Below are 20,602 nucleotides of genomic sequence, written 5' to 3' on the forward strand. Positions count from 1 at the left end.
TATCCGGGATGCTCCCTTCTTCCTGGAGTCACCCGATGAAGTCTCTCTTGGGTCCGCTGTGTTTCGTCGCGGGTTCGCTGCTGTCCTCCTCCGCCTTCGCGCACGCGGCGGTGTCCGGGACCACGCCTCCCCATGCCGGGGCGACCTTCGAGGCGGACTTCACGGTGAGCCACGGCTGTGATGGCGCGGACACGTCCAGGATGCGGGTCCAGATTCCCGAGGGCGTGACGGGCGTGCGCCCGCTGGACTCCGTGTTCGGCCCTGCCGAGGTGGAGAAGGACGCCAACGGCAACGTGACGGCGGTGACGTGGACGAAGCCCGCGGGCAGCGTGAAGGCGGGGGACACGCACTTCTTCCACCTGGGGCTGCGGATGAAGCTGCCCTCGAAGCCGTTCACCACCCTGTTCTTCCCCACGACGCAGACGTGCAGCACGCAGGCGGGCGTGGAGACGGTGGTGGAGTGGAAGAGCACGGCGGGAGGCGAGCACAGCCATGATGGGGACGCGGGCACGGGGGCCTCGGAGAACCCGGCGCCGTCGCTCTATCTCCTGCCGTCGCGGTTGCCGGGATGGAACCAGTACACGGTGCAGGAGCACGTGCACGACCTGACCGTGTTCAAGGACGCGCTCATCGTCTGGGCCGGGTCGCAGGCGTACAGCTTCAACCCCGTCACGCAGGCGCTCATCGAGAAGGAACCGGGCGTCACCGCGCTCACGCAGATCCATCCGGGCACGGTCATCTGGGTGAAGTACTAGGAGCGACCATGCGCCACTGGCTCTTCGTGTTGTGTATCGGTGTTCTCGCCGGTTGTTCGGACAAGCCTTCGCCGCCGCCCACGGGGCAGAGCGACGCGGGCACGGCCTCCGGCGTCGAGCGGCCGGGGACGCTGGAGCGCCCGCCGCTGGAGCGGTTGCCGGACGACCTCAAGCCGCCGGCTCAGTAGGCGTGGCGTCTGGCGACGTTGACGAGCTGGGTGAGGGAATGGTCCAGCAGCGCCTGCGTGGACCGCATGTAGCGGTGTGCGCGGACGAAGGGCAGCCACACGCGGTCACCGACGCGGACCTGGGCTTCCATCCACTGCTTGCGGGGAAGCCACTGGCCACCCAGGTGTTTGACCAGCACCTCGCCCAGGTATGCCCCGACGGCGGGGACCACGATGGCATCGATGTTGTGACGCTCGAAGATGTCCGGGAAGGTCTCCTTCCAGAAATGGAAGTCGATGTCCGTCAGGGATTCGGGGGTCGCCTTGAAGACGGAGGGCACGGGCGTGTGAAGCAGCGCCACGAGCTGTTCCGCGAAGTACGCGTACTGAGCGAGCGCGGCTTTCGGTTCAGCCACGTCTGAAGGCAGGGCCGCGTCCAGTGGGAGCCATTCGTCCGGCTCCGGAGGGACGTAGACGTTGAGTTCGGCGATGCGTCGCTGGTGCTGGGACAGGGGCGCATATGCGGGCAGGCGTAAGAGCAGCGCGGCGATGTCTGGGGCGAAGCGGGGTGCGACGGGAGCGAGGGTCGCGCTTCGGTCGCGGAGGATGGCCAGCACGGTGTCGAAGTCGAGGTCCGGCCGGAGGTGGACCCATGCGCGGGCCTGGGCGACGCGGGCTGCTTCACTGGCGAAGTCCGCGGCGATGGGCCAGGTGACGATGAGGACGGAGCCATTGGGGAGCTCTTCGACGCGATGAGCGGGCGTGGTGAGCATGCGCTCGCGGCCGACGGTCTCCACGAGCTTCGCGCTGAAGACGTTGAGCCAGCAGAGTTCGTAGACCTTGTCGAAGCCGTCTCGATAGGTTGTCTCGTCGTCCCGGCCAAAGTTGGGGAAGTCCGCCAGTTCCCTGTCCGCCGCGCTGTGAGCGGACGCGAGGGTGACGGGATAGTGGAGGGCCCATGTTCGGACCATCTCCACGAGCTTCTTGCAGCTCGATTCCCGCGAGAAGACCTCGAGCGGGTTCACCTTGAGAGAGAAGCGCAGGCTCGGTGGTAGTGGCGGAAATCGAAGGTGGAGTGACGTGTCCAGGTCGGGCTCCTTGGTGCGGTAGAGCCCCACGGATGCGCTCCGGTCCTGACGCGATTCGGCCAGCCCCTTGGTGACGGCCTCGCGTGTGTATTTGCGGCGCCGCACCCCCTTGACGATGTCTGGCATCCACTCCCCAGCACCTGCTTCGAGTGCTTCAAGAAACGGTGCGAGTTCTCTCTCTAGGACGCCGGGCGTGTTGCAGGCTCCATCAAACGAGAGGCGCAGATAATCCTCGGCCATGGGTCCAGGGCTTCCTTGCACGGTCATTGGATTTGAATCTCCACACCTTCAACCCCGTTCCGGAGTTCGGTCAGGACTACCTTCAGGGTGTCCGTGTCTCGGGGTTTGAGGGCGCCGCCCTCATAGATGAGGCGCACCCTGCGGATGCGTGCCAGTCCTTCCAGCCCAGGTCTGCGGACGTTCACGGTCTCGCCGTAATACCGAAGAGCCGCGCGCGCGTCCGCTCCCATCTGGGCCTTCATTGCTTCCTCGCCGAACTGACGCATGTCGCGGCTCTTGAAGCTGAAGGTCTCCATGCGTGGCGATTGTCCTGAGGGTGGCTTCGTTTCGATGACCAGTACGTCCGCGAAGCGCAGGTCCGCCTTGGTCATTCCCACATGCGTCTCAATCCTCGGCTGTTCGAAGTCCCGGAGCCACTGTCGCTGCGCTCGGGGTAGGGCTGCATCCGCCCGGAGCAGGGCGACCATGGCTCGCTCGAATAACAGCCCGCGGATGAACTGCCCGCGCAGGTCCAGGTAGCCTTCCCAGCGCAGCGGGCCTTTCGCGGGCACGCTCTGTTCGAGTTCCGCGAGCCGGGCCTCGCGATAACTGACGTATTCGGTCCAGAGTGGGTGTCCTTCGGCTCCGGGCGGCGCATCTCGTTCCGGCGGATGTTGCTTCAGGAAGGACACATCACGGGACAGGCGGGGGCCTGTGGCCTCCCATTCGATCTGGGCTAGCCTTGCCTCCAGGACCTCCGGGGGGACTCCCGCGAAGTCTTTCGGCAGTGCGGCGGTGCCTCCGCTTCGGGCGGCACCCTGGGGTTCACGGCTTGCCTCCGCCAGCAGGGCCTGGGCCTTCGCTGGATTCCCCCGCGCTTCGTAGAGCGCCAGCGCTCCGGCTTCTCCCCACTCGGCCGCGAGGAGTGCTCCCTCCCGGCTTGCTCGAAGCTGGCGCAGCAGCTCGCGGGTCGCGTTCACTCCGAGCTGTTCTTCCAGTCTCCCTACCGCGGCCTTGAGCGCTTCCACGTCGAGCCGCTCTGCCCGCAGGGCCCGGATGCCTTTGCCTCCCGCGTACAGCGCCACCATGAGCGCGGCGGGTGCCAGCTCCCTCGTGGCCTGTTCGTACCGGCCCTTCGCCAGCGACACCGCGCCCTGTGCCGTTCCCGCGGCCAGGTGGAAGAAGCCCATCGGGACGCCGAACGTCAGGTGATCGAATCCTCCCCGCACCACGTTGCCCGGGGAGAAGTGCCCGGCCATCAAGGCCCGCTCCACCGCGTCGAGCGCTTCCTGGTACGGCGGTGGCAACTGAGCACGCTTCGCGGAGAACTCCACGTAGCGGGCCCCCGCGCTCACCTCGGTGCTCGACAGCGCGTCCCGTCCCGCGCGCCCCAGGCCTCGCAGGACGTCACCGGCCCGCTCCTCCCGCTCTGGATACGCCGCGATCTTCAGCCCCCGGCGCAGCAGCTCCTCGCGCACGGTGGGCATGCCGCCCAGGGTCTCCCCGAGCTGCTTGTCCCGGGCCAGCTGCTGGACCCATTCGCGCAGTTCGTCATCGAAGCTGGTGTGCAGGAGGAAGAGGGCGAACACCTCCGCGCGTGGCAGGCCGTACTTCTCGACCGCGCTGATCAGGAAGGCGGCGCGCTTGCGCTGAAGGACACGGGAGGCCTTCGCATCCAGCGGGCCCAGCGCCCCCAACCGGACCGCGTCCCAGTCCTCCAGGGACTCCACCAGCCGGGCCATGTCCACGCCGCGCTGCATGGCCACGAAGGCCGCGGGCGAAGCACAGGCCAGGAAGGGCGCAATGCGCTCCTCACTCCGGTCCAACTCGGGCCAGCCCTTTGGAAGGGCTCGACCTCCACACCCGGATGCCGGGGGAGTCTCAGCCGCGGCCTTCCGTGTCGCTCCAGCCCACGGACGCCACACCCCTCGTGCCGCGGGAGTTCCGTAGCCCCACGTCCCCCCATGCGACGGTGACGAGGCACAGCCCGCGAGGAGCAGCGCCAGACACGTCAGCACCGCCCACCGCTGCACGAGGAATCGCCATGGCCGGATCACGGCCGGTGACGATACCCGCTCACGGCACCGTGGCCGGATCCGCGAAGCGCGGGTCGCTCAGGAACGCGGTGTCCGTCAGCGACTCCAGGAACGCGATGACGTCCGCCTTCTCCTCGGGCGTCAGCTCGAAGCCGCGCACGAAGGCGCTCTGCAGGGGGCTCGGTTGTCCTCCGTTCGCCGCCCTCGCCCGGCCTCCCGCCGCGTAGTGGTCCAACACGCCGGAGAGCGTCGCCACGCTGCCGTCGTGCATGTACGGCGCGGTGACGGCCACGTTGCGCAGGGACGGCGCCTTGAAGCGCCCCATGTCCTCCGGACGGCCCGTGATTTCAATCAGGCCTGGATCCCCGATGGGATACGCGCCCTTGCCGTCCTCGTTGTAGAGCCCCGTGTTGTGGTACGGCAGCACCGGCTCCGTCGTCTGCGCGTGCACCGTCGCGTCCTGGAAGTTGAATCCAGAGTGGCAGTGGTCGCACTCCAGCCGCTCGGACAGGAACAGCTGCAAGCCCCGCTTCGCCGCGGGACTCAGCGCGTCCACCTCCTTGCCGTACAGATAGCGGTCGTACGCGGACGTGCCCGACAGCAGCGAACGCTCGAACGCCGCCAGGGCCCGCGTCAGCGTGGCCAGCGACACCGGCGTGGCCTCACCCGGGAACGCCTCCGCGAAGCGGGCCGTCAGGTCCGGATCCGCTCGCAGGCGCTCCAGCAGGACCTCCTGTTGATCCGCGAACCCCAGCTCCACCGGCTCCCGCCCGAACAGCGGCACCAGGGACTGGGCCTCCAGCGTGGTGAGCGCGGAGTTGGCCCAGGTGAGGCTGGTCGCGTACGCCACGTTCGCCAGCCCCTGCCCGTTGCGGCGGTGCGCCTGGCCCGTGCTGCCCACCGCGTGCACCCGCCCGTCCGTGAAGGCCCGGGCCTGCTCGTGGCACGAGCCGCAGGACTGCGTGCCGTTCAGCGACAGGCGCTTGTCGTAGAAGAGGCGCCGGCCCAGCTGGACCTTCGCCTCCGACATGGGGTTGTCCGCCGGCACGCGCGGCGTGGGGAAGCCCGCGGGCAGCTTCCAGTCGTAGGGCGCGGGCTCCTCGGAGGGGCCCGAGGGCTCTTCACAGCCCGCGGCCAGCAGCATCACCGCCGCCAGCGCCTTCCACACCTGTCCTGCTCGCCGTGCCACGTCGGACATCTCCTACTCAGCCCGGATGAAGGTCTGCGCGGCCGGGTTCGCCGCCTGGCTTCCGAAGGCCAGCCCCAGGCGCTCGAAGTAGGGCGCGCAGTCCGCGTCGGTGGGGAACGACATGCAGCCCACCGCCGTGTTGGGGGTGTTCACGTCCAGGTTGGAGCCCGAGAAGAGCGTGCCCAGGTCCATCACCACGCGGTTCTTCGTCACGTCGAAGCCGTCCAGCTGGAACTCCGGACGGTTGTTGTTCGCGCACCCGGCGGTGCCCTGCGTCTGGCCCGCGGGCGGCGGCGCGCAGTCCGTGCTGCCCAGGTGCATGACGTGCTGGGGAAGGCCCTTCGTGCGGCCCTCGATGCGCGTGAAGATGAAGCCGCCCTGCCAGCTCCAGTGCAGGCCCGCCGCGTCGTCCATCGGCGCGCCCAGCTTCGTGGGGTCGCCGTGGTTCAGGTCCTCCGGCACGCCCAGCGTGAAGCGCAGGCCCGTGTAGTCACCCGGGGGCACCGTGAACCGGAGGGACGCGTTCGTCCCTGCCGTGCCCTGCGTGCACAGGCCGTCCTTGTTCGCGAAGTCCAGCAGCGCCACGCCCGAGTGCTGCCACTTGCCATCCTCGGTCAGGTTCACGGGCACCTCCTGCCCGTCCCGCGTCACCAGCCGCACCGCGTGCACGAACACGCGGAAGTCCATGGGCTCGTACGTCGTCCCCGACGTCCCGACGTTCGTGTACGTCTTGCCGCACGCGAACGCCTCCGTGCCCACGCGGGCGACGACGGGCAGTTCCACCGTCAGGACTTCGGGTTCGTCGTCCCCACAGCCGAGCGCGCCCACGAGGGCCAGCGGCAGGAGGAGGCGGGAGCGGAGCGTGGAGCGCATGGGGGGCATCCTTGGAAGGTGCCCCCGTCTAACGCACCGGTCGCGCGGGCATACCGTGGCATGTTGCCGCACCCGCTGCCCGCCTCACGCCACCTCGCGCGCTTCGTCCGGTACCGGAAGTCCCTCGCTCCGGGCCTTGCGCCGCTGGATGGCCAGGAAGAGCGCTTCGTGCGTGGCGGGCGAGGGCAGGTCCACGTCGCCGCCCGCCGCTCCGAAGGCGGCCACCGCGTCGCGCAGCGCCTCCCGCACGGACAGGGCCAGCATCAGCGGCGGCTCGCCCACGGCCTTGCTGCCGTGGATGGTGCCCTGCTGTCCGGCTCGCTCCATGAGCGTCACGCGCAGGTCGATGGGCGCGTCGCTGAACGCGGGCACCGCGTAGGTGCTGGCGGAGTGCGTGAGCAGCCGCCCGTTCGCGTCCCACTTCAGCTCCTCGCCGGTGAGCCACCCCAGGCCCTGCACGAAGCCGCCCTCCACCTGGCCCCGGTCCACGCCGGGGTTGAGCGAATCACCCACGTCCTCCAGCAGGTCCGAGCGCAGCACGCGCTTCATGCCCGTGTCGCCGTCCACCTCCACCTCGCTCACCGCCGCGCCATACGCGAAGTAGAGGAACGGCTTGCCCCGGCCCAGGGCCCGGTCGTAGCCGATGCCCGGCGTGCGGTAGTAGCCCGTGACGGACAGGCCCACGCGGTCGCGGTAGGCCTCCTCCACCACGGCCGCGAAGGGCAGCCCCTGGTCCGGCCGCGACGCCGCCGCGATTCTCCCGTCCTCGAACACCAGCGCGTCCGGCGACACCGCCTGCCCGTGCAGCTGCACCAGCATGCGCGCGGCCACCGGGGCCAGCCGCTCGCGCACCTGGATGCAGGCCTCGCGCACCGCCGCGCCGTTGAGGTCGGAGCCGCTGGAGGCCGCCGTCGCGGACGTGTTGGGCACCTTGTCCGTGGCCGTCTGCGCCACTCGCACCAGCTCCGCGGGCAGGCCCAGCTCGCGCATGGCCACGCCTTGAATCTTGGTGTGCAGGCCCTGGCCCATCTCCGTGCCGCCGTGTGACAGCAGGACGGAGCCGTCGCGGTAGACGTGCACCAGCGCGCCCGCCTGGTTGAGGAAGGTGGCGGTGAAGGAGATGCCGAACTTCATGGGCGTGATGGCCAGGCCGCGCTTGATGCGGGGGCTGGACGCGTTGAAGGCATCCACCTGCGCGCGGCGCTTCGCGAAGTCGGAGGACTCCAGCAGGTCGTTCCACAGCTTCGGCAGCCGGTTGTCCTCCAGCTCCTGGCCATAGTGCGTGGTGTTGGTGTCGCCCACGCCGTCGTAGAGGTTGCGCTGGCGCACGGCCTCCGGCGCCAGGCCCAGGGTGGCCGCGATGCGCGCCAGGATGTCCTCCATCACCAGCATGCCCTGCGGGCCGCCGAAGCCGCGGAAGGCCGTGTTGGAGACCAGGTGCGTCTTCGCCACGCGGCCGGTGTAGCGCACCGCCGGGACGTAGTAGCCGTTGTCCAGGTGGAAGAGGGCGCGGTCGGTGATGGACTCGGACAGGTCCAGGGACCAGCCGCCGTTGGACGTGAGGTCCGCCTTGAGCGCGAGCAGCCGCCCGGTGGCGTCGAAGCCCACCTCCCAGGCCGCGTGGAACGGGTGGCGCTTGCCGGTGACGACCATGTCCACGTCGCGGTCCAGCATCCACTTCACCGGCCGGCCCGTGTGCACCGCCGCCAGCGCCACCAGCGCCGCGGGCGCGTTGCCTTGCGTCTCCTTGCCGCCGAAGCCGCCGCCCATGCGCGGCGCCTTCACCACCACGCGGCTGCGCGGCACGTGCAGCACGTGCGAGATGATGGCCTGGACCTCCGAGGGGTGCTGCGTGGAGGACGTCACCGTGACGTCGCCGTCCTCGCCCACCTCCGCGAAGGCCGCGTGCGTCTCCAGGTAGAAGTGCTCCTGGCCGCCCATGGTCAGCTCACCGGCCAGCCGGTTCGGGCTGGACGCGAGCGCGCTGTCCACGTCGCCCCGGCGGATGACGTGCGGGTCGGTGTGGAAGCTCTGCTGCTTCAGGGCCTCGGCCAGCGTGAGCACCGCGGGCAAGGGCTCGTAGTCCACCACCACCTGGCGGGCGCCCTCGCGGCAGGCCTCGGGTGTCTCGCCGACGACGAGCGCCACCACCTGCGCGTGGAAGAGCACCTCGTCCTTCGCGAGCAGCGGCTCGTCGTGGCGGATGGGGCCCGTGTCGTTCATGCCCGGGATGTCCTCCGCGAGCAGCACCTTCACCACGCCGGGCACCTTCAGCGCGGCGCTGGCGTCCCGGCGGAGGATGCGCGCGTGCGCGTGCGGCGACAGCACCGGCCACACCGTCAGCATGGGGCGGCGCTGCGCGAGGTCGTCCACGTACTGCGCGCTCCCCGTCACGTGGCCCAGCGCGCTCTCATGGCGCAGCTCGCGGCCCGCGTCCGCCGTGGGGGTTGGCGCGCCCAGGGCGAAGCCCGGACGTCCGTCCAGCGCGGGGCTGCGCTCGCCGGACGCGAACTTCTCCAGGAGCGACACGATGAGCCCGCGCCGGTAGTCCGCGCTGCCGCGCAGGTCCGTGAGGGGCGTGAATTCACGCTCCAGCGTGGCGCGCACGCGGGCCACGGCCTCCGCGTTCCACGGGTGGCCCAAGAGCAGCGCCTCCGTCTGCTTCGCCCGGGCCGGAGTGGCCGCGACGCCGCCGTAGCCCAGCCGCGCGGTGCGCACGATGCCCTGCGCGTCCGTCTCGATGCAGAAGCCCGCCGCGACGATGCTGATGTCCAGCTCGCGCCGCTTGGACACCTTGAAGCTGTCCGAGTGGCGCGTGAGCCCGCTGTCCTTCGCCGGCCCGTGGGGAATGACGACGAAGCGGACGACCTCGTCCGGCTGGAGCGCCGTCTTGCGGTACGCGAGGAAGAAGTCCGACAGCGCCACCGTCCGCTCGCCGCGCACGGACGCGAGCACCAGCCGCGCGTCCAGCGCGAGCAGCACCGGCGCCGTGTCGCCAATGGGCGAGGCCGTCACCAGGTTGCCCGCCAGCGTCGCGCGGTGGCGGATCTGCCGCGAGGCGAAGACGTTGAGCATCTTCGCCAGCTCCGGCACCTCGGGGCCCAGCGCGTCCTCCACGTCCACCAGCGACGCGGCGCCGCCCACGTACCAGCCGTCCTCCTCGCGGCGGATGGCGCGCAGGGACTCCACGCCCTCGGTGGAGATGAGGAACGGATAGCGGCGGGACTTCTTGGTGATGTCCACGCCCAGCTCGGTGGCGCCGGCCACGAGCATCGCCTCCGGGTGCAGGGCGCGCAGCGCGAGCAGGTCCTCCCAGGTGGTGGGGCGCAGGAACAGCCCGTCGCGCGCCTCGTAGCGCAGGGGCGGGGTGGGGGAGGGCGGCCCCTCCAGGGACACGCCGGGAAGCCCCGGGCCCGCGCCCTTCGCGTCGCGGGTGGCGAGCGCGTCCAGCATCGCGTCGCGGATGGGGCGGTAGCCCGTACAGCGGCAGATGTTGCCGCAGAGCTGATCCGCGATGGCCTCCGGAGAGCCCGAGTCCTTGCGGCAGTACGCCTCCACCATGGAGACGACGAAGCCCGGCGTGCAGAAGCCGCACTGCGAGCCGTAGTGCTTCACCATCGCCTGCTGCACGGGGTGCGGCGCGGCGCGGCTGCCCACGCCCTCCACGGTGACGAGCTCGCGCCCGGCCACCATGGGCAACAGCGCGATGCAGCTGTTGAACGCGCGCAGGCTCTTCTGGCCGTTCACGTCCCGGTCCACCATGGCCACGGTGCAGGCGCCGCAGTCGCCCTCGGCGCAGCCCTGCTTCGTGCCGGTGAGGCCGCGCGCGCGCAGGTAGTCCAGCAGGGTGGTGTTGGGCGACGCGTCGTCGACCTGGACGGTCTGTCCGTTGAGCCGGAACTCGAAGGGGGTGCTCATTCCCCGGAGGATAGCAGGGGCGCGGGCGGCGACTCAGCGCCTGCCTGCTGGGCCAGTCCCGGAGTCATCCCATGGTGGAGCTGGAGCAGCCCGGCCGCGATGCTCACGGCCACCTCCTGCGGTGACTTTCCACCGATGGGCAGCCCCATGGGGCACTGGACCCGGCCCACCTGAAGGGCGGGCAGCCCCTTCGCCTCCAGCCGCTGCCGGAAGCGCGCCCACTTCGTGTCACTGCCAATGAGGCCGATGTAGCGGGCCGGCTTCTGGATGGCGAACTCGATGATGTCCTGGTCCACGTCGTGGCGGTGCGTCATCACGGCCACGTAGGTGCGCGCCTCGTCCCACACGGCGCTCGACGCGAAGTCGTCCCAGGCCTCCTCGTGGCGCACCACTCCGGAGGGCACCTGCGGGGACTGGACCCACTCGGCGCGCTCGTCCACCAGGTGGATGCGGAACGGGGTGCCCTCCAGGATGCGGCACAGCGCCTGGCCCACGTGGCCGGCGCCGAAGAGGTACAGCTGGGGCCCGTGGTTGACGGGCTCGACGAAGACGTCCACGACCCCTCCACAGCACTGGCCCAGCTTCGGGCCCAGCGGATAGCGGAACGTGCGCGCCTCGCCCCGGGCCAGACAGGCCCGGGCGTCCTGGAGCACCAGCTGCTCCAGGTGGCCGCCGCCGATGGTGCCGTGGAACGTGCCGTCCGCGCGCACCAGCAGCTTCGCGCCGGGGGACGCGGGCGTGCTGCCCTTGCACTCCGTCACCGTCACCACGGCGAACGGCGTGTCGCCTCGTGCCCATTCCGCCAGCTGGTGAACCCAGTTCCACATGCCGCCGGTGAGTCTGCCACGGCCGCCGGGCCGGTGGCGCCCCCATGGTCGCCTGGGTCGGGGACGGGCAAGCAGGCGCCCATTGCCGGGCCGGGAAGGCACACCACCTTTTGCGCCAGACGATTTCAACCCATCCGACTCAAGGAGATGCCGTCATGGCCAATGCCGCCGCTGAACTCGAGACGCTGAACTCCTTCCTGCGGGGTGAGATCTCCGCCGTGGAGACCTACCGGCTCGCCTCGAAGCACATCGAGACCGAGGTCGCGAAGACGGAGGTGGAGGCCTGCCTCCACGACCATGAGAAGCGCGTCGAGGCCCTGAAGGAACGCATCGAGAAGCTGGGAGGAAAGCCCGCGGAGGGCTCCGGTCCCTGGGGCCTCTTCGCCAAGGCCGTCCAGGCCGGCGCGGACCTGCTGGGGGAGAAGCGCGCCATCGACGCGCTGGAGGAGGGCGAGGACCACGGCCTGAAGGACTACAACCGGGACGTGGACAAGCTGCACGGCGAGGCGCGCACCTTCGTGCGTCAGCAGCTCTTGCCCTCGCAGAAGCAGACGCACGCGCGGCTCAGCGCGCTGAAGAAGAACCCGACCCTGCACTGAGCTGAGCAGAAGGTTCGCGCGGTGCCCCATCCCGCTGGGGCACCGCTCTGTACCCCCTCGCGCGAATCCCTCACGCCGAAGGTGAGCCCCTTCATCGAACAGGTTGTCCGGGCACGGGCCTGACTGGCGGTGAAGGGTTGGCCACCGGGTGATGCATCGCACGCCCCCGCATCCAGTCCTGGAGGCGTCCGGGGGCGTGCGATATTCGGAAGGAGGCGACTTCCACCGGCGAGCGAGGGCGAAGAAGCACATGGGGCGTGAGCACTCGGGACCGGGGCCGACAGAGCCCGGGACCGTCACCGACAGCGAGAACGCGAGGCCCCAGGCCTCCCGCTTGTCCGACGTGCGCGCCGACGACGGTGGCCCCACGTCCGCTCCCTCCCCGACGACCGCCGACACCAGCTACGCCGCGGGGGCCCTGGGCACCGGCGTGGAGGTGCTCTTCACCACCTCCGAGCGCGCCCTGCAGTGGGCCTGGCGCGTGCTCCAGCTCGCACGCGGTGTGGTGGAGCTCACGCCGCGGGGTGACACGTTCATCCGTGAGGCCCGCGCCAGCGTGGTGGACTTCCTGGACCACATCCCGCCGCACGTGCGCCGCAGCGTCGAGGAGGTCCACGTCTTCTGCAACCTGTGGCAGGCCGTGGGCGTGCGCCTGCGCCGCCGGGGCGGCTTCCCCTCGGGGGATGACGCGGCCTGGCGCCAGCTCAGCGAGGACGTGGAGTTGCTCCTGCGCGCCGCGCAGGCCCGGCTGGGCACCGCCGCCGCGCTGGAGCAGGGGCTGCTCAAGGACCTGGGCCGCCTGCGAGAGCTGGCCCTTTCCTGCGGCGACAGCGCCAACGAAGTCACCGTGGGCATGGAGGTGTTTACCCGCTGCATCGCGGAGCTGATGGCCGTGGCCAGCGCCGTGCGCCGCGCGTGGGAGGCCGCCGCCCATGAGCTGGAGGAGTCCGCCGCGTGGCTGCGCGCGGGCGACCCGGCCTTCAGCGCGTGGCTGGCGGAGCACCTGGTCGCCGCCGAGCCCGCGTGGGAGCGGACCCAGAAGATCGCCCGCTGGCTGCGGGACGTGGGCGCCTTCGCGGGCCAGCCGTGACAGCGGGCCTCAGGGCTCGATGAGGATGCGGTGCCGGTACAGCTCCAGGAGGATGTCCGGATCCAGGTCCGCCTGCTTGTGGTCGCGCAGGTGCTGGCGGACGGCGTCCACGGGCTTCTGGCCGGTGAACTCCACCAGCAGCGCGTAGGCCTCACCCGGCAGCGCCACCGCGTCGTATTCGCTGTACGAACCCAGCGCCACGCTGCCGTCCGGCAGCCACTTCACCGTCGCGTCCGGGTTGAAGCGCAGCACGCGCGGCAGCGTGGGCGCGGTGGCGTGCGTGTGCAGCTTCTCCAGCACCTTCTGCTCGATGGTGCCATCCAGGCCCAGCATCCGCTCCAGCCCGTCCCGGGTCACCGTGCGCACGGCGTCGTAGCACGCGCGGTAGAAGTCCTTCTCCATCCCGGCGTAGCCCTTCCAGAGCGCGGCGTACGCCTTCGCCGGAGGGGCCGCGTCGTCCAGGTCCTCCACGGACAGGGGGACGGTGGCCACCTCCGCCTTGTCGCGGCCGTCCAGGAGGAACTCCGGCATGAGCTGGAGCAGCGCGTGGCGTGACAGCTGGAACTCCGCCAGTGTCAGGTACGTCTTGAGCGACATCCAGAAGCGCTGGCCGTCCCGGCCCGCCACGTACTTGCAGAAGAACGTGGAGCAGACGGACTCGCGGTACGCCCAGATGGTGCAGCCGCCCGTCTCCAGCGCGTAGTACGGGCAGCGCAGCGACGACGCCTTGCCGAAGAACTGGTGCGCGTTCTTGTACAGGTGGTTGAACTTCGCCGGCGGCTTCACCCACTGCGGGCTCACGCCGATGCGGCTGTCGATCTTCGCCTCGATGCGCCGGCGCCCCTCCGCCATCTGCGCCGAGTCATCCGACAGGAGCGCGCCCACCAGGTAGTTGGGCAGCCGGGGCTGGTACGTGCAGCACTTGGTGTCCGGCCGGAACAGGTGCTCCACGCCGTCCACCGAGTCCACCGTGGCCTGCGCGGAGGCGCGGCTCATGGCGCAGTTGGAGCAGGTGGCCTTCGTCTCCGTGGGCGCGTCCTTCGTGAAGAAGGCCGGCAGGAGGTCCTGGTAGAGGGCGGGCAGCGTCGAAAGGATGGAGGACATGAAGGGCAGTCAGGAGGACCGGTCGGCCCACTCCAGGTGATAGGTGGCGGACTCGGGCGAGTGGCGGGTGCGGTGCAGGGTGAAGCCCTGGACGCCCACGCGCAACATCCCTTCCTCCAGCACGCCATCCACGAAGCCCTCCAGCGCCTCCGGTTCGTTGAACCAGAGGTCCGCCTGGCTGGGGCCCAGCACGGTGAGCCGCGTCTCCGTGTAGTTGTTACCGCTGCGGAAGTTGTGCTGCATCCGCTCCAGCGAACGCATGGGGCCCACCACGCGGGCCAGCGTGAGGACCGCGCCGCCCACCAGCGTCTGCGCGTAGCCCTCCACCATCCGCCGCCCCATCAGGCGCCGGCCCTGCTCCACCGGCTGGTCCGGGTGGAGCGTGCGCGCCGTGTCCGCCAGGCAGTCCACCCAGACGGCCAGGGGGTACGCGGCGAGCAGCGGGGCATGGAGGTTCATCCCCCGGGCGCGCAGCCGCTCCACCAGTTCCGGCGTCAGGGAGGGGGCCAGCACCTTGCGGTACAGGCTGTCCACGCTGCTGCTGAAGATGACGCGCTCGTCCCTCATGGCCCTCTGCCTTGCCGGAGCCCCCAGCGGCCCCAGGCGCGCATTCTTCGCCCAGGGCCCGGGAGGAGGCCAGCCCCCCGGCGCGCCCCCTCACCGCGGGTGCGCGCGGTGAGGGCAGGCAGCCAGGTTCCTCAGTAGGCCACGGAGAGGCTCACGCCGCTGTAGGCGGTGAAGCCCCGGAGCATGATCCACTGCCGGCCGGCGGCGGGTCTTGCCACCAGGTTGCACGTCTCGTTGTTGCCGGACTTGTAGGGACGGCAGTCGTACTGCTGCGTCGTGGGCGGCAGGTCGAAGCGCGTGTAGAGGTCCACGTCCCCGGTGCCGCTGGAGATGGACACCGTGGAGGGCGTGTTCACCGGCACGTCGAAGCAGTAGTACTGCTGCGACGAGGCGTTGCCGGAGATGAGCGGCACCGTGGTGTTGTTGGGCAGCAGTGCGCAGGACGGCGTTGTCGTGGGGATGCCCACGCCCACCGCGCTCCATGCCGCATCCACCGCGTCCTGGACGGCGGTGCCGTAGCCCAGAATCTGCGCCGCCGCTCGCGTCGCCGTCCTGGCCGCGTAGAGGTTGGTGTTGCGGGTGAAGAGGTTCAGGTTGGCGTACCAGAAGATGTGCGCCGCGGCCTCCACGCCGATGGCCGGCACGTTCACCAGCGTCTTTCCTCGCGGGTGCACGCCGCCGGTGGCCATCAGCTTGAACGCCAGGTTGGCCACGCCAGAGGCGTAGTGCACGTCGGTGCCGCTGTTCAGGTCCGGGGCGTAGTCCACGGAGGCGCCATCCGCCGCGGGGTCGTTCATGTAGCGCAGGGCGTCCCCGGACGTGCCGGGGGTCCAGGCCGTCTCGGCGATGTGCCACACGGACGTCGCGGTGCTCCAGGTGCCCGAGGCCCAGCTGCCGCAGGTGGCGGCGTAGATGTCCGACAGCGATTCGGTGAGCGCGCCGGACTCGCCGCTGTAGATGAGGTCGGACGTGGTCTCGGTGACGCCGTGCATGAACTCGTGCACGACGATGTCCGGGTCCTCGCACGGCTGTCCCAGCTGGGGCAGGCTGCCGTCGCCGCAGACCAGCTTCGCGCCGTCGAAGTACGCGTTCGCGTAGCGGGTGCCGTAGTGCACCTGCGCCAGCAGCTGGCCGCCCGTGCCGTTGTACGAGTCCCAGCTGAAGTTCGCCTGGAAGCAGTCGTGGAAGAGGCCCATGTTGTCGTACGTCTTGTCGATGGCCGTGTCGCCGGTGGCCACCTGGCCTTCAATCCGGCACGTGCCGTTGTTGGGGCCGCCCACCGAGCACACCTTGCGGTTGCGCACGGCGTGGATCTCCGGCGCGCGCAGCACCTCCTGGCCGTCCGCCGCGCTCACGTAGACGCGGTCGCGCAGGGGCATGCCGTCCGCGTCCTGGCCGGACACCACCACCTCGAAGGCGCGGACCAGGGATGCCTCCGGCGTCGGCCGGACGAAGACCTCGCGGGGTGCTCCCGCGCGGCTGCCCGCCGGGGACCCCGCCAGCGCCGCCTCGCTCGCGGCCTCCGGAGCGATGCGGGCGGGGGCCGGAAGGGGTTCGCCGTCGCGCGCGGTGCCGTTCACCGCGAACACCTGTCCCCGCGCATCCAGGTGGAGGATGAGCTCCTCGTTCACCACCGGCAGGCCGCCCTTGGTCTGCGTGTAGCGCAGGTGCGTATTGCCCAGCGCATCCGTGTGGATGCGCTTGGGCACCAGGTCCTTCGCCGTCAGCCGGAAGGCGGGCAGCACCCGCCGCAGGGTGGGCTCCAGGAGCGCGTGCGCCTGCCAGGCACTGGCACCGGAGAGGGGCCGTCCCGTCGTGCCCAGCACGCCCTGGATGAACTGGGGCACGCCGTCCGCGTGCACGCCCCGCACCTCCGCGCCAGACAGGGCGCTCAAGGCCGACTGCAGGTCTCCTGCGCGGGTTTCGGAAGGGGCGGAAGGCGCCTCGGCTTCAGGACCTCCCACTCCACATGCGGACAGCGTGAACGTCAGGCCGGCGAGGAGCCAGCGGTTCTTTCGCGTCATGACATGCCCCCAGTGTGACGAAACGGGTCTGTGAAGCCTGGCGAGCAAATCATGGAGCACTGACTGTCAGGTTAATTCTTGTATGACCCGGAGTGTTGGCTGGGGAGAGCAGGGCCCACGTCAGCGGCGGTTCACCCACCCGGGTGCTGTCCGGGCGTCCGGGCACGAACTCCAACCGTTGTGACGCGGGGCGCGGTGATAAGGACGGCCCCGCTGTTACCTCCCGTCACCCGTTCGCAAGGACCTTCATGCTCACGCTGCGCGGGGCTCCGGCCCTCTCCGAATTCAGGCTCGCCAAGCTGCTCGCCCGTTGCCGGGAGCGGGTGCCTTCGGTGGTCACCCTCTACTCGGAGTTCGTGCACTTCGTGGACGCGTCCGCGCCGCTGACGCAGGACGAATCCGCGCGGCTGGAGCGCCTGCTGGAGTACGGCCCGCACGCGGCGAAGCGCGAGCGCACCGGCACGCTGCTCCTGGTGGTGCCACGGCCGGGCACGGTGTCGCCCTGGGCCTCCAAGGCCACGGACATCGCGCACCACTGTGGCCTTGCGCAGGTGCGCCGCATGGAGCGCGGCATCGCGTTCTTCCTCACCGGCCCCGGCGGCCGGCCGCTGGACGCGAATGAAGCCGAGGGCGTGCAGGCGGTGCTCCACGACCGGATGACGCAGGCGGTGCTGCCCCGGCTGGAGGACGCGGAAGTGCTGTTCCGCGCGGACTCGCCCCGGCCGCTCACGCGCGTGGACGTGCTGGGCGGAGGCCGCGCGGCGCTGGCGAAGGCCAACGGCGAGCTGGGCCTGGCGCTGGCGGAGGACGAAATCGACTACCTGGTGGCGCGCTTCACGGAGTTGAAGCGCAACCCCACCGACGTGGAGTTGATGATGTTCGCGCAGGCGAACAGCGAGCACTGCCGCCATAAAATCTTCAACGCGTCGTGGACGGTGGATGGCCAGCCGCGCGAGCGCTCGCTGTTCCAGGCCATCAAGAACACCTACGCCCAGAGCCCGGGCGGCGTGCTGTCCGCGTACAAGGACAACGCCGCCGTCATCGAGGGCTTCGAGGTGGAGCGCTTCTTCCCGCAGGGCGAAGCGCGCGAGTGGGGCACCGTGCGCGAGCCGGCCCACATCATGATGAAGGTGGAGACGCACAACCATCCCACCGCCATCTCGCCGTACCCGGGCGCGGCCACGGGCGCGGGCGGTGAAATCCGCGACGAGGGCGCCACCGGGCGCGGCGCGAAGCCCAAGGCCGGGCTCACCGGCTTCTCCGTCAGCCACCTGCGCCTGCCGGACTTCGCGCGGCCGTGGGAGGCGCCCTACGGCAAGCCGGACCGCATCGTGTCCGCGCTGGACATCATGGTGGACGGCCCGCTGGGCGGCGCCGCGTTCAACAACGAGTTCGGCCGGCCCAACCTCACCGGCTACTTCCGCAGCTTCGAGCAGCACGTGCCCACGCCCGAGGGCGTGGAGGTGCGCGGCTACCACAAGCCCATCATGCTGGCGGGCGGCCTGGGCAACATCCGCGCGGACCACGTGAAGAAGGCCCCGCTGCGCGCGGGCGACAAGCTCATCGTGCTGGGCGGCCCGGCGATGCTCATCGGCCTGGGCGGAGGCGCGGCGTCCTCCATGGCGCAGGGCGCGAGCGCGGCGGACCTGGATTTCGCCTCCGTGCAGCGGGACAACGCGGAGATGGAGCGCCGCTGCCAGGAGGTCATCGACCAGTGCTGGATGCTGGGCGACAAGAACCCCGTGCGCTCCATCCACGACGTGGGCGCGGGCGGCCTGTCCAACGCGCTGCCGGAGCTGGCGCACGACAACGACCTGGGCGGCCGGCTGGAGCTGCGCGAGGTGCCCAACGACGAGCCGGGCATGTCCCCGGTCGAAATCTGGTGCAACGAGGCGCAGGAGCGCTACGTGCTGGGCGTGGCGCCGGAGGACCTGCCGCGCTTCGCCGCGCTGTGCGAGCGCGAGCGCGCCCCCTTCGCCGTGCTGGGCGAGGCCACGGCGGAGCAGGTGCTCACGCTCACGGACCGCGAGCTGGGAGACACGCCCATCGCGCTGCCCATGGACGTCCTCTTCGGCAAGGCGCCGCGCATGCACCGCGACTTCGCGTCGCGCCCGCTGAAGCACGCGCCGCTGAACATCCCTTCTGACTTGAAGGCCGTGGCGCACGCGGTGCTGTCGCACCCGACGGTGGCGGACAAGTCGTTCCTCATCACCATTGGCGACCGCTCCGTGGGCGGCCACACCGCGCGCGACCAGATGGTGGGCCCGTGGCAGGTGCCGGTGGCGGACTGCGCGGTGACGCTGTCGTCCCTGATGTCCAACACGGGCGAGGCCATGGCGCTGGGCGAGCGCACCCCGGTGGCGCTGGTGGACGCGGCGGCCTCCGCGCGCATGGCGGTGGGCGAGGCGCTCACCAACCTGGCGGCGGCGCGCATCGGGAAGCTGTCGGACGTGAAGCTGTCCGCGAACTGGATGGCGGCGGCGGGCAGCCCCGGCGAGGACGCGAACCTCTACGCGGCCGTGCACGCGGTGGGCATGGAGCTGTGCCCCGCGCTGGGCATCGCCATCCCGGTGGGCAAGGACTCCATGTCCATGCGCACGCAGTGGCAGGAGGACGGCCATAAGAAGGCGGTGACGGCCCCTCTGTCGCTCATCATCACCGCGTTCGCGCCGGTGCTGGACGCGCGCGTCACGCTGACGCCGCAGCCGGTGGACGTGGCGGGGGACACGCGCCTCGTGCTCGTGGACGTGGCGAAGGGCCGCCAGCGGCTGGGCGCGTCCGTGCTGGCGCAGGTGCACCAGCAGGTGGGCCCGGAGTGCCCGGACGTGGATGACCCGGCGGCGCTGAAGGGCTTCTTCGCGGCGGTGCAGGAGCTCCAGGCGGCGGGCGTGCTGCTCGCGTACCACGACCGCTCAGACGGTGGACTCTGGGCCACGCTCGCGGAGATGGCCTTCGCGGGCCACTGCGGCCTGGACGTGGACCTGTCCCCGCTGGGCGGCGACGCGGTGGCGGCCCTCTTCAATGAAGAGCTGGGCGCGGTGGTGCAGGTGCGCGCGTCCGACGTGGCGCGCGTGCGTGAGGCGTTCAGCCGCCACGGCCTGGGCTCGCACGTCCATGAGCTGGGGCGTCCCACGGCCCAGCAGGTGGTGCGGGTGAAGCACGGCGTCCGGGAGTTGCTCGCGGAGGAGACGGTGGCGCTCAAGCGCACCTGGTCGCGCGTGAGCTACGAAATCCAGAAGCTGCGTGACAACCCCTCCTGCGCGGAGGAGGAGTACGCGGCCAAGTGCGACGCGACCGACCCCGGCCTGTCGCCCAGGCTCACGTTCGACCCGAAGGAGGACGTGGCGGCGCCGTACATCGCCAAGGGGGCGCGTCCTCGCGTGGCGGTGCTGCGCGAGCAGGGCGTCAACAGCCAGCAGGAGATGGCGGCGGCGTTCACCCGCGCGGGCTTCACCGCGGTGGACGTGCACATGAGCGACCTCTTGTCGGGCCGCGTGTCGTTGAAGGACTTCCACGGCGTGATGGCGTGCGGCGGCTTCAGCTACGGAGACGTGCTGGGCGCGGGCGGCGGGTGGGCCAAGTCCATCCTCTTCAACCCGCGCACGCGCGACGCCTTCTCGGAGTTCTTCGCTCGGCCGGACAGCTTCGGGCTGGGTGCGTGCAACGGCTGCCAGATGTTCGCGCAGCTGCGCGAGCTCATCCCCGGCGCGGAAGCCTGGCCCCGCTTCGTGCGCAACGCCTCCGAGCAGTTCGAGGCCCGCCTGGGCACGGTGGAGATCTCCGCGTCGCCGTCGCTCTTCTACAAGGGCATGGAGGGCAGCCGGATGCTCATCGTCGTGTCGCACGGCGAGGGCCGGGCGGAGTTCGCCAACGCGGACGCCGCCGCGCGCTTCAACGGCTCCGGGCTGGTGACGACGCGCTGGGTGGACAACCGGGGCCAGGTGGCCACGAAGTACCCGGCCAACCCCAACGGCTCGCCGCACGCCATCGCGGGCGTCACCACGAAGGATGGGCGCTTCACCATCACCATGCCGCACCCGGAGCGCGTGCACCGCACCGTGCAGCACTCCTGGCACCCGGCGGAGTGGGGCGAGGACGGCCCCTGGATGCGCATGTTCCGCAACGCGCGCGTCACCCTGGGGTAAC

The 20,602-nt window shown here is 70.7% G+C and carries 14 protein-coding genes; 5 read left to right on the forward strand and 9 right to left on the reverse strand.

What is annotated here, in order from left to right; translation table 11 throughout:
- The first annotated feature begins 35 nt into the window (after positions 1 to 35).
- Both D7X96_RS11530 and D7X96_RS11535 read left to right on the forward strand, forming a co-directional pair.
- Positions 36 to 755, forward strand: coding sequence for a YcnI family copper-binding membrane protein (locus D7X96_RS11530; protein ID WP_120550261.1), 720 nt, complete (start codon positions 36 to 38; stop codon positions 753 to 755).
- A gap of 8 nt (positions 756 to 763) precedes the next feature.
- Positions 764 to 943: a hypothetical protein gene (locus tag D7X96_RS11535; RefSeq protein ID WP_120550262.1), complete on the forward strand. Its 180-nt coding sequence runs from the start codon at positions 764 to 766 to the stop codon at positions 941 to 943.
- On the opposite strand, the gene D7X96_RS11540 is transcribed toward D7X96_RS11535, so the two are convergent.
- From D7X96_RS11540 to xdhC, 6 genes are all read right to left on the reverse strand, one after another.
- Entirely contained in the window at positions 937 to 2,277 is a 1,341-nt protein-coding gene (locus D7X96_RS11540) for a hypothetical protein (protein WP_121769717.1), read from the reverse strand. The two genes, D7X96_RS11535 and D7X96_RS11540, sit on opposite strands and share 7 nt — an antisense overlap.
- Positions 2,274 to 3,971 (reverse strand): coiled-coil domain-containing protein, encoded by a 1,698-nt coding sequence (locus D7X96_RS11545; protein WP_121722608.1) that lies wholly within the window; start codon positions 3,969 to 3,971, stop codon positions 2,274 to 2,276. Before D7X96_RS11545 ends, D7X96_RS11540 begins: the two co-directional genes overlap by 4 nt.
- 334 nt (positions 3,972 to 4,305) lie before the next feature.
- On the reverse strand, positions 4,306 to 5,409 hold the full coding sequence (locus tag D7X96_RS11550) for a methanobactin export MATE transporter MbnM (protein ID WP_244219541.1): 1,104 nt from the start codon (positions 5,407 to 5,409) through the stop codon (positions 4,306 to 4,308).
- A gap of 57 nt (positions 5,410 to 5,466) precedes the next feature.
- Positions 5,467 to 6,327, reverse strand: coding sequence for an MbnP family copper-binding protein (locus tag D7X96_RS11555; RefSeq protein WP_121722599.1), 861 nt, complete (start codon positions 6,325 to 6,327; stop codon positions 5,467 to 5,469).
- Between the two features lie 84 nt (positions 6,328 to 6,411).
- Positions 6,412 to 10,245: a xanthine dehydrogenase molybdopterin binding subunit gene (xdhB, locus tag D7X96_RS11560; RefSeq protein WP_121769718.1), complete on the reverse strand. Its 3,834-nt coding sequence runs from the start codon at positions 10,243 to 10,245 to the stop codon at positions 6,412 to 6,414.
- Positions 10,242 to 11,072, reverse strand: a complete 831-nt coding sequence (xdhC, locus tag D7X96_RS11565) for a xanthine dehydrogenase accessory protein XdhC (protein WP_121723649.1) — start codon at positions 11,070 to 11,072, stop codon at positions 10,242 to 10,244. The genes xdhB and xdhC overlap by 4 nt, the downstream gene beginning before the upstream one ends.
- Before the next feature lie 155 nt (positions 11,073 to 11,227).
- Between xdhC and D7X96_RS11570 the strand changes: the two genes are divergently transcribed.
- Both D7X96_RS11570 and D7X96_RS11575 read left to right on the forward strand, forming a co-directional pair.
- Positions 11,228 to 11,671, forward strand: a complete 444-nt coding sequence (locus D7X96_RS11570) for a DUF2383 domain-containing protein (RefSeq protein ID WP_120552072.1) — start codon at positions 11,228 to 11,230, stop codon at positions 11,669 to 11,671.
- A 196-nt stretch (positions 11,672 to 11,867) separates the two neighbouring features.
- Complete coding sequence (locus D7X96_RS11575) at positions 11,868 to 12,761, forward strand: hypothetical protein (RefSeq protein ID WP_147442935.1); 894 nt, start codon at positions 11,868 to 11,870, stop codon at positions 12,759 to 12,761.
- A gap of 9 nt (positions 12,762 to 12,770) precedes the next feature.
- Here D7X96_RS11575 and D7X96_RS11580 read toward each other — a convergent pair whose 3' ends face one another.
- From D7X96_RS11580 to D7X96_RS11590, 3 genes are all read right to left on the reverse strand, one after another.
- The gene (locus tag D7X96_RS11580) at positions 12,771 to 13,865 is read right to left on the reverse strand and encodes a hypothetical protein (protein WP_120552074.1); all 1,095 of its coding nucleotides are present in this window, start codon (positions 13,863 to 13,865) and stop codon (positions 12,771 to 12,773) included.
- A gap of 9 nt (positions 13,866 to 13,874) precedes the next feature.
- Entirely contained in the window at positions 13,875 to 14,432 is a 558-nt protein-coding gene (locus D7X96_RS11585) for a DUF2378 family protein (RefSeq protein ID WP_120552075.1), read from the reverse strand.
- A gap of 131 nt (positions 14,433 to 14,563) precedes the next feature.
- Positions 14,564 to 16,327 (reverse strand): M4 family metallopeptidase, encoded by a 1,764-nt coding sequence (locus tag D7X96_RS11590; protein WP_158616308.1) that lies wholly within the window; start codon positions 16,325 to 16,327, stop codon positions 14,564 to 14,566.
- 377 nt (positions 16,328 to 16,704) lie between these two features.
- Between D7X96_RS11590 and purL the strand changes: the two genes are divergently transcribed.
- Entirely contained in the window at positions 16,705 to 20,601 is a 3,897-nt protein-coding gene (gene purL, locus D7X96_RS11595) for a phosphoribosylformylglycinamidine synthase (RefSeq protein WP_121769720.1), read from the forward strand.
- Position 20,602 lies beyond the last annotated feature (1 nt).

Origin of the sequence: Corallococcus interemptor (genome assembly GCF_003668875.1) — a bacterium.
Lineage (GTDB): Bacteria > Myxococcota > Myxococcia > Myxococcales > Myxococcaceae > Corallococcus > Corallococcus interemptor.